The sequence below is a fragment of the Pseudomonas sp. LTR0 genome, assembly GCF_036630035.1.
Taxonomy (GTDB): Bacteria; Pseudomonadota; Gammaproteobacteria; order Pseudomonadales; family Pseudomonadaceae; genus Aquipseudomonas; species Aquipseudomonas putida_Y.
Window position 1 is genome coordinate 2,815,264 of record NZ_CP123734.1, and the last position, 13,252, is coordinate 2,828,515.

Genomic DNA, 13,252 nt, shown 5'->3' on the forward strand with positions numbered 1-13,252 from the left:
TGCAATGAAACTCTTGCAACCGCTGCAAATCGGCCCCCTCACCCTGCCCAACCGTGTATTCATGGCCCCCCTCACCCGCCTGCGCAGCCTGGAGCCGGGTGATGTACCCACCGCGCTGATGGCCGAGTACTACCGTCAGCGCGCCAGTGCTGGCCTGATTATCACTGAAGCCACGCAAATCTCCTTCCAGGCCAAGGGCTATTCTGGCTCGCCCGGCATTCACAGCGCCGAACAGATCGCTGCCTGGAAGCACATCAACCAAGGCATCCATGCCGATGGCGGCCACAGCGCCGTGCAGGTGTGGCACACCGGGCGGGTGTCGCATACCTCGCTGCAACCTGGCGGCGAGGCCCCCGTGGCCCCTTCGGCGCTGCCGGCGGACGCACGCACCACCCTGCGTGATGCGCAAGGCAACCTGACGCGCGTGGAAACCTCCGCACCCCGGGCACTCAGCGAAGCGGAGATCGCTGGCATCGTCGCCGACTTTGGCCAGGCCGCGATCAACGCCTGTGAAGCCGGCTTCGACTTCATCGAGTTGCACGCCGCCCACGGTTACCTGCTGCACCAGTTCCTCACCCCCAGTGCCAACCAGCGCGAAGACCGCTACGGCGGCAGCGTTGAAAACCGTGCGCGCATTGTGCTGGAGGCGGTGGACGCGGCCATTGCCAACTGGAGCGCCGACCGGGTCGGTATTCGTGTGTTCCCGTTGGGTGGTTTCAATGGTGTGGACAATGGCGAAGACCAGGAGGCCGCCGGCCTGTACCTGATCCGCGAACTGGCCAAGCGCAACCTCGCCTACCTGCACCTGTCCGAGCCGGACTGGGCCGGCGGCAAGCCACTGCGTGACGAGTTCCGCCAGGCCATTCGCGCCGCCTACCCCGGGGTGATCATTGCGGCCGGTGCCTATACCGCCGAGAAAGGCGAAGACCTCATCGGGCGGGGTTTGATCGATGCCGTGGCGTTCGGGCGCGCCTACATTGCCAACCCCGACCTGGTGGAGCGTCTGCGGCTGCAAGCGCCGTTGAATGAGCACCGGGCGAAGTTCGATTATGCCAATGGGCCTGAAGGGTATACGGATTATCCGTTCCTGAAGCAGGCTTGATGCAAAAACGGGCGCTCTTGCGGGCGCCCGTTTTTTTTCGTGTCAGCCCAGTTCAGCCAACGCCTGCGCTGCATAGGCATGTGACCGCTGCCGCGCCAGCGGGTCATGGATGCGGCAGTCGATCATCAGCTCGTCCGCCCCGGTCTGCTCAATCAGCGAGCGCAGCCCTTCCCTCACCCGTTCAGGCCCTCCGGCTACGGTGCAGGCCATCACCTGCTCGAGCACGGCGCGCTCGTGGTCCGGCAAGCGTTCGATGAAACCCTCTTGCGGCTTGGGCAGCAAGCCAAAGCGCCCGACATGCAGGTCCAGCATCCACTTGCGGTGGGAGCTGGCCAGGTAGTCCGCCTCAGCATCGCTGGCAGCGGCGAACAGGTTCATGCCAACCATCACATACGGTTTGGCCAGTTGCGCGGAAGGCTGGAAGTTGGCGCGGTAATGGGCAATGGCCTGCAGCAGGTAACGCGGGGCAAAGTGCGAGGCGAAGGCATAAGGCAGGCCCAGCTTCGCCGCCAGGTCAGCACCGAACAGGCTGGAACCGAGGATCCACACCGGCACATCGTGCGCACCCGGTACGCCTCGCACCCGGCGTTTGCCGTTGTCCGCCAGGTAATCACGCAGCTCGGCAATGTCCTGGCTGAAATCTCGCTCTGGCGCGGCGCCGCGCAATGCACGCACGGTCGGCCCGGACGTGCCTGGCGCACGGCCCAGGCCCAGGTCGATACGGCCCGGGTGCAATGTATCGAGGGTGCCAAACTGTTCGGCCACCACCAACGGCGCATGGTTGGGCAGCATGATGCCGCCAGCCCCAACACGAATGTGTCGGGTGGCATTGGCGATTTCGTTGATCACCAGCGAAGTGGCAGCCGAGCCAATGCCCGGCATGTCATGGTGCTCGGCGATCCAGTAGCGGCTGTAGTGCTGTTGCTCGACATGCCGCGCCAGCTGGCGGGATTCTTCGATCGCATCGGCGAAGGTCTTGCCTTCGCCGATCATGACCAGATCCAGTACGGACAGTGCAGTCATGGGGTCTCCAGAGGGATTATCAATGGCTGCCAGTTTCCATGCTGCGCCGCCAGCGATAAACCCAGTTTCAGGCCCGGCATAGGGGCCTGGCATTCCCCAATCAGTATTCCCAAGGCACGCCCGGCTCCCAGCTGGCCACCAACAAGTCGATGAAGCCGCGTACCCGAGGGGACAGGTGGCGCTTGCTTGGGTAGACGATGCGAATGGGGTCTGCCGGGGGGCGGTAGGCGTGCAGTACCTCCACCAGATTGCCAGCGCGCAGGTCGTCACCGGTGATATAGGTAGGCAGGTGAATCAGACCGAAACCGGCCCGGGCGCCGTCAAGCATGGCCTCGGAACTGTCGATGTTCAGCCGCCCGGGATCTTCGCACAGGTGCAGCCCCGCTTCTGTGTGAAAGCGCCAGGGCATGGCCTTCTCGCCCGCCAGGAAGGCAATCTTGTCATGGCCATAGAGGTCGCCGGGCATCTGCGGCACACCGCGCTTCTCCAGATACGCAGGCGATGCACAGGTCACGAACTGCTGCCAGGCGACGGTGCGCGTCAGCAATTGCGAGTCTTCCTTAGGTGCACCGATGCGCACGGCCACGTCCACGCCCTCTTCGACCAGATCAACGAAACGGTCGGTGAAGCGGATATCCGCCCGCAGTTCGGGCCATTGCTTGAGGTACTGGTCGAGGATAGGCAATACATGGCGCTGCCCGAGCGACAGCGGTGCGGTCAGGCGCAGGGTGCCAGTGGGCTTGCCGCGGCGCAGGGCCATGGTGCTTTCGACCTCGTCCAGGTCATCCAGAATCTGCCGCCAGCGCTCGAACGCCACCAGGCCTTCATCGGTCAGGCTCAGCTTGCGCGTAGTGCGGTTGAGCAGGCGCACCGCCATGCGGGCTTCCAGGCGGGCGATGCTCTTGCCCACCGCTGAACGCGTCAGGCCCAGGCTGGCAGCCGCAGCTGTGAAGCTGCCGGCCTTCGCGGCGCTGACGAAAGCGGCGATGTCGCCGAAGCGGTTGGGTTCCATGGTGTTTTCCTGACGCTGATCGAACCGCCATAGATGGGTGCGATTTCAGGCAATGCAAGGTTCCTGATCTAGTGGGGCTGCCTTGCAGCTTCCGTCTGCCCGAGGTAGCGATCGGTCCAGTTAGCCAGCGGCAGTGGCGGCTGCTGGTCGACAATGCGTCGCCAGATAAGCATCAGCTCTTGAGCGTTGAACAGCGAGCCAGGCCCGCTGCCTCGCCACGGCGAAGGTACACCGACCATCCACTGCCCTTGATGATCGCGCTGAGCCATGTTGAAACGGAAGGTGTAATTCCCCGGGATACCCATGCGCAGGTCGGTGACCACCAGTGCGTCGCCAATCTGGTCATAACGCAGCCAGTCATCGGTGAACCAGCGCAAGCGCTGGTGCAAAGGGTCATTGTTCAGTGCTTGCGCCAGTTCCAGATTGCGCGACAAGCGTTGCATTTCGGGGGGTTGCTGGTCGAGCACGCTGCTGATGCCTTCGTAATAATCACCATCCGGGGTCTTGGCCAACACCCGCCAGACCAGGCTGTTGAATGCCATCGGCACGGCACGCACCTCGCTCACGACGATACCTTGCTGGTCCAGTGCCGACTGGAAACGCTGCTCGGCAGCCATGCGCCCCGCCAGGCCGAAACCCAGGTAGCAGGTACTGAACACCAGGGCCATGGTCAGCAGGCGGGTAGCCCTGCGGGTCACGCCCTTCATGAGGGTGAAGACCACCGCAGCCAGCAGCGGCACGGTGTAGACCGGGTCGATAATGAACACCGCCGCCCAGCTTTCAGGGGTGGTGTGCAAAGGCCAGAACAACTGCGTGCCGTAAACCGTGAAGGCGTCGAGCACCGGATGGGTTACCAATACCAGCCAGAACGCCAAAAAAAGCCTGGGCAAGGTATACCCCTTTCCGGGCCAGCGCTTGTTGACCAGCCAGGCCAACAGCAAGGCCAGGCCGGTGAGCACGAACAACGAGTGGGAGAAGCCGCGATGATAAGTCATCTGCGACACCGGGTCGGCATAGCGAATGATCACATCCAGGTCCGGCAGCGTGCCCAGTGCTGCACCGTACAGCAGCGAGCGTCGGCCCTGGATGCGCCCGAGCACGGTCCCTTGCAGCGCCGCGCCAAGTACGGCTTGGGTGATGGAGTCCAAGGTGGGGATTCCTGAAAGAGTCGTTTCCGCACGCTACCCCCATACACCCCTGATGCGCAATTCTCCTGAATGGCTCAGAACAGCTGCCAGGTGTACACCAGCGTCAGGCGGTTCTCGTCGATATCACTGCGGTAGTTGGAGCGCGCCATGGCATTCCTCACCCGAATCCCCAACCCTTTCAGTGCCCCGCTCTGCACCGCATAGCCGATATCCAGATCACGCTCGCGATCACGCCCCTCGTAACCCAGCCCGGTATCGACATTGTTACCGGTTATGTAGCGCACGGTCGCTGTCAGGCCCGGCACGCCCATGGCGGCGAAGTTGTAGTCGTAACGCACCTGGTACGAGCGTTCGTCGGTGTAGGCAAACTCATAGGTCGGCACTTCGTTGCCCAGCGGCGAGATGTTGGCGAATACCCGTGGGAACGGGCTATCGCCATAAATGCCCTGGTAGCCGGCATGGAAGCTGTGCCCGCCGTGCCGGGCAGTGAACAGCGAGAAGAACGCCTGGTTGTCGATGTTGCCCAGCAGCGCATCGCCTTGCTCACGCGCGGTGAAATAACCCAGGTTGGCGCTGAGTACCCAGTCCCCGACGGGTTTGCTGTGCTTCAGGCCAACGAAGCCTTGTTGGTAGATGTCCTCCAGCTGACCGTACCAAAGGCTGAGGCTGCTCTGGTTGGCATTGAACGCATAGTCCCCACCCACATAGTTGAACGCGTCGCTTTCGGCCTGCCGCATCGGCACATGGCCAAGCATCGCGTTCATCTTGCCGTCGCCGCCTTCGTTGCGCAGGTGGGTGCTTTTCAAGTGCCCGGCCTGCACGGTCAGCCCGTCGATTTCCGACGAACTCAAACTCACGCCCTGATAGGTGGGTGGCAACAGGCGAATATCACTGAAGGTCAGCACCGGCAGGTTCGGTTGCAGTTCACCTGCACGCAGTTCGGTTTTTGATATCCGGGCCTTGAAGGTCGGCGCCAGGCGGCTGTACTCATCGGCAGCACGGCCGTCGCCATGCACCGGCAACAGGCCGGTATTGGCGCGGTCTGGACTGCTGTCCAGCTTGATCCCCAGCAAGCCCATGGCGTCCACGCCAAAGCCGACCGGGCCCGGGGTGTAGCCACTTTTGAAGTCGAGGATGAAACCCTGGGCCCACTCCTCGGCCTTGGACTGTTTGTTGGCCCCGACAATGTCGGAGAAATCGCGGCTGAAGTAGTAGTTACGGGCACTCAGGGTGGCCTTCGAATCCTCGAAGAAGCCGCCTTCGGCAGCCAGCAGTGGCTGGCTGAGCAATGTCAGGCCCAGGGCAACGCAAGGGGTGTGGTTCATTCCGAAGCTCTCTTGATCTTGTTTTTATGGGTAAAGCGTTGGAAACACGGCAGTTCATGGGGTACGGCGCAGCACCTCCCGGGCACGTGGTTGGCGCAGCCTCAGCAGCGCGTGCGCCAGCAGGCCGAACAGCAGCCCCCAGAACGCTGCCGACAGGCCCAGGAAAGCCACCCCCGAAGCGGTGACCAGGAAGGTGAACAGCCCGGCGTCGCGCTCGGCCGGTTCTGCCAGACTGCGGACCAAGGCTTCGCTGATGGCGCCATACAGGGCCAAACCGGCCAAGGCCGCGATCAGTACGGCGGGAAAGGCGGCGAACAGCGACATCAAGGTGGCCCCGGCAATGCCCAGCAGCAGATACAACACACTGCCAGCCACCGCTGCCACATAACGCCGTTGGGGGTTTTCATGGGCTTCCTGGCCGGTGCACAGGCTGGCGGTAACCGCCGCCAGGTTCAGCCCGTGGCAACCGAACGGCGCCAGTAGCGCCCCAGCCAGGGCACTGGCGCTGATCAGCGGGCTGGCCGGCGTGACGTAGCCAGCGTTGCGCAGTACCGCCATACCCGGCATGAATTGCCCGGTCAGCGCCACCAGCACCATCGGCAGCGCCAGACTGAATACCGCCGACAGGCTGAACTGGGGGGTGATCCACTGGGGTGAGGCCAGTTCCAGCACCAGTACTTCGCTGCGCAACGTACCGCTGGCCACGGTCACCAGCATGCCCACGCCCAGCACCGCAGCCACGGCATAGCGCGGCTGCACCCGACGCATCAGCACGTAGGTGACGAACATCGCCAGTACCAGCAGCGGTTGCACCGGCAAGGCGCGGAACACCTCGATGCCAAAACTGAACAGGATCCCGGCCTGCATACCGGCAGCGATAGAACCCGGCAGGCGCGCGATGATGCGGTCGAAGGCCCCGCTGATGCCGATCAGCAGCAGGACCAGGTTGGCCACCAGGTAGGCGCCCACGGCCTGCGCCAGGCCCAGTTGCGGCAAGGCGGTGACCAACAGCGCCGACCCCGGGATCGACCAGGCGATCACTACCGGCACGCGGTAGCGCAGGCTGAGCAGCGCACCGAGCACCGCACTGCCCATGGACACGGCCCAGACCCAGGATGACAACTGCTGGTGCGACAGGCCGGCCGCTTCGGCGGCGTGGAAAATGATCACCAACGGGCCGGCGTAGGAGATCGTGGTGGCAATGCAGCCGGCGACAATGGCCGATACAGAGCAGTCCTTGATCAGCGTTTTCATGAAGCGTCTCGCAAGGCAGCGGCCGGCCTTTGTGGCGGGCTCTTGTTTGGGTGTTGGCTGCTTCGCGGGCATGCCCGCTCCCACAGGTGAAGCCTGTGTAGTCGTTATGGGAGCGGGCAAGCCCGCGAAACAGCCCACTCGGTGGATCAGGCCTCCTGCAAAGCCCGCGGCCGCCCGCTGCGCTGCTCATCGGCACCGCCCTGGGCCTGCTGCAACTGGAAGTCGAACTTCAGCTCGGCATGCCGACCCTCCGGCCCTTCGACGAACACCACCTCCCCGACCAGCCCGTCCCGTGTGGCATAGGCAAAGTCATCCCACAGGTACTTGTCCCCCGACAGGTTTATCTGCGTGGTCAGGTGCCGGTACCCTGGCGCCGATATAAAGAAGTGCACATGCGCCGGGCGCTGGCCATGACGGCCCAGCAGGTCCAGGCATTCCTGGGTTGGCCCCTGCGGGTCGCAGCCATAGCCCGATGGCACGATGGAGCGCGCGCGGTAGCGCCCCTGAGCATCGGTAACGATGCGCCGACGCAGGTTGTACGCCGACTGGCTTTGGTCGAAGAACGAATAGGTACCACGGGTGTTGGCATGCCACAGGTCGACCGTGGCACCCGGTAGCGGGTGTCCGTGCGGGTCCAGCACCTGGCCTTCCAGGAACATCACCGTGGCGACGCCCTCCTCGCTGCCGTCGTCCATGCGCACTTCACCTTGGGCAATCGGTGCGCCAGCCACGTACAACGGGCCTTCGATGGTGCGTGGAGTACCGCCAACCCGCCCTGCCTCGTGGTCCTTGGCATCCTGCAGCAGGTCAAGGAAGTGTTCGAGGCCCAGCCCCGCCACCAGCAGCCCGGCCTCGCCGCGACCGCCCAGGCGGTTGAGGTAGTCGACGGCGTGCCAGAACTCGTCTTCGCTGATGTCCAGGTCTTCGATCAGCCGCGCGGTGTCCTGCAGCAGGCGCTGCACGATGCGTTTGAGGCGTGGGTTGCCGGCCGCATTACCAAAGCCTGCGGCCTCCTCGAAGAACTGCTGTATCTCGGCAGTATGGGAAATGTTCACGGTCATGGGGGTTACCTCGTCTTGTTCTGTTCGGTTCAGGCCTGCGCCGCCAGGGCCTGGGCGTGGCGCCGACCACTGGCCAGGTGCACGGCCATGGCCAGCGCGGCGATGGCGCCAGGGATGGCAAAGGCAATGAAATTGAGTTGCAGTGGCAAGTTGATGCCCATCAACGCACCGCCCAGCAGCGGGCCGACGATGGCGCCATTACGGCCGATGCCCGAGGCCCAGCCCAGACCGGTAGAGCGCACCGACAGGCCGTACATCTGCGCAGCGCCTGCATACAGCAGAATCTGCGTACCAATGGTGGTGGCGCCGGCAATGAAGATCAGCAGGTACAGCACCGGCATCGGGCTGTTCACGCCCAGCAGGCTGATCGACAGTGCGGCGGCAATGAAGAACGCCACCTTCACCTTGACCAGGTTGTAGCGGTCGCCCAGCCAGCCGCCGAGGATTGCCCCGGCCATGCCGCCAAAGTTCAGTGCCAGCAGGAATGACAGGCTTGAGCCCAGGCTGTAGCCGGCGTTGGCCATCAGCTTGGGCAGCCAGGAGCTCAGGGCGTAGACCATCAGCAGGCAGCAGAAGAACGCAACCCACAGCGCCAGGGTGCGAATCGCCAGGCCATTGCGGAACAGTTCCAGCACCGAAGCGCTGCTGCCTTTGCGGTCGGCCGCCTGAAGCACATCATCGGCCTGGACATCGCAGTCCGGGTCCAGCCGCTTGAGTAGCGTGCGTGCTTCCTCGATACGGCCTTGGCGCACCAGGAAGCCGATGGATTCAGGCAGGTAGTAAAGAATCACCGGTAACAGCAGCAGTGGCACAGCGGCGGCAAAGAACATCGACTCCCAGCCAAAACGCGGCAGCATGAAAATGCCGACACCTGCCGAAAGCATGCCGCCTAGCGAATAGCCACTGAACATGATCGCCACCAGCGTGCTGCGCAGGCGCTTGGGCGCGTATTCGTTCATCAGTGCCACGGCGTTGGGCATCAGGCCGCCACAGCCCAGGCCGGCGATGAAGCGGTAGATGCCAAACTCGCTCGGGCTGCTGGCAAAGCCGTTGAGGATAGTCGCCCCCGAAAACAAGGCGAAACAGATGGCAATGCCCTTCTTGCGCCCGATACGGTCGGCCAGGCTGCCAAAGGCCAGGGCGCCGAACATCATGCCGAACAGCGCATAGCTGCCCAGTGCACCGGCCTGCAACGGGGTCAGCCCCCACTCTTTCATGATGACCGGCAGTACCACACCGTAGATGAACAGGTCATAGCCGTCGAAAATCAGTAGCAGGCCGCACCAGGCCATGACCATCCAGTGAAACGAGGTAAAGCGCGCATTGTCGATGATCGGGTGTACGTCAAGGGTTCGCATGGCATCTGTCGCTCTTGTTTTTGTTGTGAAAGAAAGCTTTTGCCTTGAGGTTGCAGTTCAGCCGAGATCGCCGCCCCCTACCGGCAGGGTCACGCCGGTGATGTACGAGGCTTCGTCGGACGCGAGGAACAGAATGGCCCCCACCTGCTCGTCGATACTGCCGTAGCGGTGCATCAGACTGCTGTCGAGGGTCTGGTCGACGATCTGCTGGTACCAGTGCTTTTCCTGCTCGGTTTGCGCTGCACTGTTGCGCGGTACCCGCCGGGGTGGCGCTTCGGTGCCGCCGGGCGCGGTGGCGTTTACACGGATCCCACGGCCAGCCGTTTCGAAGGCCAGGCAGGCGGTGAGCGCATTGACGCCGCCTTTGGCCGCGCCATAGGGCACACGGTTGACGCCACGGGTGGCGATGGAAGAAACGTTGACGATGACGCCGCTGCCACGTTCAAGCATGTAGGGCAGCGCGGCATGGCAGCACCACAGTGTCGGGAACAGCGAACGGCGCACTTCGGCCTCGATCTGCTCGACATCGTAGTGCTCGAAGGGCTTGGCCCAAATGGTCCCACCTACGTTGTTGACCAGAATGTCGAGGCGCCCAAAGGCTTCCACCGCGCTGGCCATGACCCGGGCGCAGTCGGTGTGTTGCTCCAGGTCGGCGGTGAGGGTAAGCATGCCTTCACCCGCCAGCTCGTGGACCAGTTCGGAACGGTCTACGGCCACCACTTGCGCACCTTCGGCCTTCAGCCGCCAGCACACGCCACGGCCGATGCCTTGTGCAGCACCGGTGACCAGGGCGACCTTGCCTTGGAATCTGTTGTTCATATGCAAATCTCCAGTTCGCGAGAGACCCTGCGGCTGCAACTGTCTTGCTCAAAGCCTGAAAGGCTGCGCGATCACTGTGGAAGCGGGCTTGCCCGCGAACACGGGCGAAGCCCGTGCCATCCACCGCGCAACCTGCTTCGCGGGCTCGCCCGCTCCCACAGGGTCGGCGTATTGCTTTGAATCAGAGGGGGCTGTCAGGCCGCAGCCGCAAACTTCTCGTAGTAGAAGTTGGCCGGGGTAATGCCCTGCTCGCGCACGTACTGGCTGACCGCTTCCACCATGGGTGGCGGCCCGCACAGGTATACGTCCACATCGCCGTCATTGAGGTGGCGTGGCTCGATGTGCTGGGTGACATAGCCCTTCTGCGGGTACTGGCTGTCCGGGTTGGCGACGCAGGCGCTGTAGGTGAAGTTGGGGATACGTGCCGCCAGCGCTTGCAGACGGTCGAGTTCGACCAGGTCGAAGTCGTTGGTCACGCCGTAGATCAGGTGCAGCGGATGCTCACTGCCCTGCTCGGCGATCTTCTCCAGCATCGCAGTGAACGGCGCCAGCCCGGTACCACCGGCCAGCAGCAACAGCGGGCGCTGGATCGGCCGCAGGTAAAAGCTGCCCAACGGCCCGGCCAGGGTCAGGCTGTCGCCAGCCTTGGCAAGGTTGGTCAGGAAGCTGCTCATCAGCCCACCCGGTACGTTGCGGATCAGGAAGCTGACTTCGCCGTCCTTCTGCAGCGAGCTGAACGAATAGGCCCGGCTCTGCTCGCTGCCCGGCACCTTGAGGTTGACGTACTGCCCCGGCAGGAAGGCCAGACGGCTCAGGGCCTCGCCCTTGATCGACAGGGCAATGGTGCTGACCGACAGCTGGCGGACATCGCTGATGGCGGCCTCGAAACTGGCCTGCTCGGTCTTGCACAACTGCGACGAAGCCGGGATGCGGATGACGCAGTCGCTTTCAGCGCGCATCTGGCACGTCAGCACGTAGCCTTCGGCGATTTCGTCTTCGCTCAAGGCGTCTTCGATGAAGTTGTCGCCAAGGTCATAACGACCGGACTCAGCCTTGCACTTACAGGTCCCGCAAGCGCCGTCACGGCAGTCCAGCGGAATGTTTATGCCTTGGCGGTAAGCGGCGTCGGCCACGGTTTCTTGACCGGTGGCTTCAATGAAGCGGGTAACCCCGTCTTCGAAATTCAGTGCGATCTGGTAGCTCATGTTGCACCTCGCAGGCGAGCCGGGCCACGGCGCGTCACAAGACGCACCGGGCAATGCTCGCAAAACCCTGTATCAGATGTGGTAGATGTCGATGACCTGGCGGACGTAGTCGTTCTTCAGCACCACCTTCTTGGCCTTGATCAGCGGCTGCTCGCCGCGCAGGTCGAGGGTGTAGAAGCTGGTGCCGAAGTAACTGTCGGTGGTCTTGTAGCGGAAGCTGAGGGTGTGCCAGTTGAAGCGCACCTGGCAGCTACCCTCGCCCTGCTCGACGATCTCGATGTTGCTGATGTTGTGCGAGGTGCGGGTGTCGGGCACGGTCGCACTGGAGCGCTCGGTCTTGATGCGGAACACGCGGTCTTCCAGGCCGCCACGGTTGCCGTACCAGATCAGTGAGATTTCGCTTTGCGGGTCTTCGGTGAGGGTGTCGTCATCGTCCCAGCTCGGCATCCAGAAGCTGGCATCGCTGGCGTACAGTTCCAGCCACTGGTCCCACTGGGCATCGTCCAGGTAGCGCGCTTCGCGGTACAGGAAGTCGCGCACGGTTTCATACAGGCTCATTGCACGGCCTCCACGGGGATCAGCTGCTGCTCGTCCTTGAGGGCCTGGATCATGGTGTCCTGCCAGTACTTGTGCTGCAGCACGAACAGGCCTTCGTCCTCGGTGCGCACGCCCGACAGCAGGGGTTCGAGTTCAATCTCCTTGGCCGCCTCATCGGCACCTTCGACCCAGTGTTTGGCGCCGCGAGACATGTCGTTCCAGCCGGTACCGCCGCCGTAGCCGGTCTGGCACGAGCGGAATTCTTCCAGGTCGTCCGGGGTGGCCATGCCGCTGACGTTGAAGAAGTCTTCGTACTGGCGAATACGCTTTGCACGGGCATCGGCGCTCTCGCCTTTCGGCGCGATGCAGTAGATGGTGATTTCGGTCTTGTTCACCGAAATCGGCCGGGCAACGCGGATCTGCGAGCTGAACTGATCCATCAGGTACACGTTGGGGTACAGGCACAGGTTGCGCGAATTTTCGATCATCCAGTCGGCGCGCGCCTGGCCGAAGTCGGCAGCCAATTGGTCGCGGCGTTCATAGGCCGGGCGGTCTTCCGGGTTGGCCCAACGGGTCCACAGCAGCAGGTGGCCGTGGTCGAAGGAATAGAAACCGCCGCCCTGCTTGGCCCAGGCGCCAGCACTCATGGTCTTGATCTCGTCACCCGCCTCGCGCTGCTTGCGCTGGTTCTGGGTGGCAGCGTAGTTCCAGTGCACGGAGCTTACGTGGTAGCCGTCAGCGCCGTTTTCGGCGGTGAGCTTCCAGTTGCCTTCGTAAATGTACGAGCTGGCACCGCGCAGCACTTCCAGGCCTTCAGGCGACTGATCGACGATCATGTCGATGATCTTCGCCGACTCGCCAAGGTGCTCGACCAGCGGCTTCACATCGGCGTTCAGGCTGCCGAACAAAAAGCCCCGGTACGACTCGAAGCGTGCCACCTTGGTCAGGTCGTGGGAGCCGTCGCAGTTGAAGCTGTCGGGGTAGCCGGCGTTGCTGGGGTCTTTCACCTTCAGCAGTTTGCCGCTGTTGTTGAACGTCCAGCCGTGGAACGGGCAGGTATAGCTGGAACGGTTGCCGCGCTTGTGCCGGCACAGCATGGCACCGCGGTGGCTGCAGGCGTTGAGGAAGGCATTGAGCTCACCGTCCTTGTTGCGCGCGATGAAAATCGGCTGGCGCCCCATGGTCAGGGTGAGGAAGTCATTCTTCTCGGGGATCTGGCTTTCGTGGGCCAGGTAGATCCAGTTGCCCTCGAAGATGTGTTTCATCTCCAGGTCGAACAGCCGTGGGTCGGTGAACATCTCGCGCTTGCAGCGGTAGATGCCCTTTTCACGGTCGTCCTCGAGCAAGGCATTGAGGTAGTCGAATCCCAGGGACATGGCCAGGGTCTCCCTTGTTATTGTTTAGACCT

At 63.1% G+C, this 13,252-nt stretch carries 12 protein-coding genes; 1 reads left to right on the plus strand and 11 read right to left on the minus strand.

The genetic code is table 11. The features are described 5' to 3' along the window. Window positions 1–4: 4 nt before the first annotated feature. Window positions 5–1,102, plus strand: coding sequence for an alkene reductase (locus tag QCL51_RS13005; RefSeq protein WP_004374351.1), 1,098 nt, complete (start codon window positions 5–7; stop codon window positions 1,100–1,102). A gap of 42 nt (window positions 1,103–1,144) precedes the next feature. Here the strand turns inward: QCL51_RS13005 and QCL51_RS13010 are convergent, their stop codons facing one another. The 11 genes from QCL51_RS13010 to benA all read right to left on the minus strand — a co-directional run bounded on the left by QCL51_RS13010 (window position 1,145) and on the right by benA (window position 13,220). Further along, window positions 1,145–2,125 (minus strand): LLM class flavin-dependent oxidoreductase, encoded by a 981-nt coding sequence (locus tag QCL51_RS13010; protein ID WP_338443378.1) that lies wholly within the window; start codon window positions 2,123–2,125, stop codon window positions 1,145–1,147. 100 nt (window positions 2,126–2,225) lie between these two features. After that, complete coding sequence (locus tag QCL51_RS13015; protein WP_004374343.1) at window positions 2,226–3,137, minus strand: LysR family transcriptional regulator; 912 nt, start codon at window positions 3,135–3,137, stop codon at window positions 2,226–2,228. Between the two features lie 68 nt (window positions 3,138–3,205). Then, window positions 3,206–4,285 (minus strand): metal-dependent hydrolase, encoded by a 1,080-nt coding sequence (locus QCL51_RS13020; RefSeq protein WP_021785105.1) that lies wholly within the window; start codon window positions 4,283–4,285, stop codon window positions 3,206–3,208. 74 nt (window positions 4,286–4,359) lie between these two features. Further along, window positions 4,360–5,610 (minus strand): OprD family porin, encoded by a 1,251-nt coding sequence (locus tag QCL51_RS13025; RefSeq protein ID WP_338443379.1) that lies wholly within the window; start codon window positions 5,608–5,610, stop codon window positions 4,360–4,362. A gap of 54 nt (window positions 5,611–5,664) precedes the next feature. Further along, the gene (locus QCL51_RS13030) at window positions 5,665–6,864 is read right to left on the minus strand and encodes a benzoate/H(+) symporter BenE family transporter (RefSeq protein ID WP_021785103.1); all 1,200 of its coding nucleotides are present in this window, start codon (window positions 6,862–6,864) and stop codon (window positions 5,665–5,667) included. A gap of 146 nt (window positions 6,865–7,010) precedes the next feature. After that, on the minus strand, window positions 7,011–7,925 hold the full coding sequence (gene catA / locus QCL51_RS13035; protein WP_021785102.1) for a catechol 1,2-dioxygenase: 915 nt from the start codon (window positions 7,923–7,925) through the stop codon (window positions 7,011–7,013). Between the two features lie 29 nt (window positions 7,926–7,954). Beyond that, the gene (locus tag QCL51_RS13040; protein WP_021785101.1) at window positions 7,955–9,283 is read right to left on the minus strand and encodes an aromatic acid/H+ symport family MFS transporter; all 1,329 of its coding nucleotides are present in this window, start codon (window positions 9,281–9,283) and stop codon (window positions 7,955–7,957) included. Between the two features lie 57 nt (window positions 9,284–9,340). Further along, a complete protein-coding gene (locus tag QCL51_RS13045) occupies window positions 9,341–10,102 on the minus strand; it encodes a 1,6-dihydroxycyclohexa-2,4-diene-1-carboxylate dehydrogenase (RefSeq protein ID WP_021785100.1) in 762 nt (253 codons plus the stop codon). 194 nt (window positions 10,103–10,296) lie between these two features. Beyond that, complete coding sequence (gene benC / locus QCL51_RS13050) at window positions 10,297–11,307, minus strand: benzoate 1,2-dioxygenase electron transfer component BenC (protein WP_021785099.1); 1,011 nt, start codon at window positions 11,305–11,307, stop codon at window positions 10,297–10,299. Between the two features lie 72 nt (window positions 11,308–11,379). Next, window positions 11,380–11,865 (minus strand): benzoate 1,2-dioxygenase small subunit, encoded by a 486-nt coding sequence (gene benB, locus QCL51_RS13055; RefSeq protein WP_004374327.1) that lies wholly within the window; start codon window positions 11,863–11,865, stop codon window positions 11,380–11,382. Further along, window positions 11,862–13,220 carry a benzoate 1,2-dioxygenase large subunit gene (gene benA, locus QCL51_RS13060; protein ID WP_103444377.1) on the minus strand — a complete coding sequence of 453 codons (1,359 nt, stop codon included), beginning with the start codon at window positions 13,218–13,220 and terminating at the stop codon, window positions 11,862–11,864. Before benA ends, benB begins: the two co-directional genes overlap by 4 nt. Window positions 13,221–13,252: the final 32 nt, after the last annotated feature.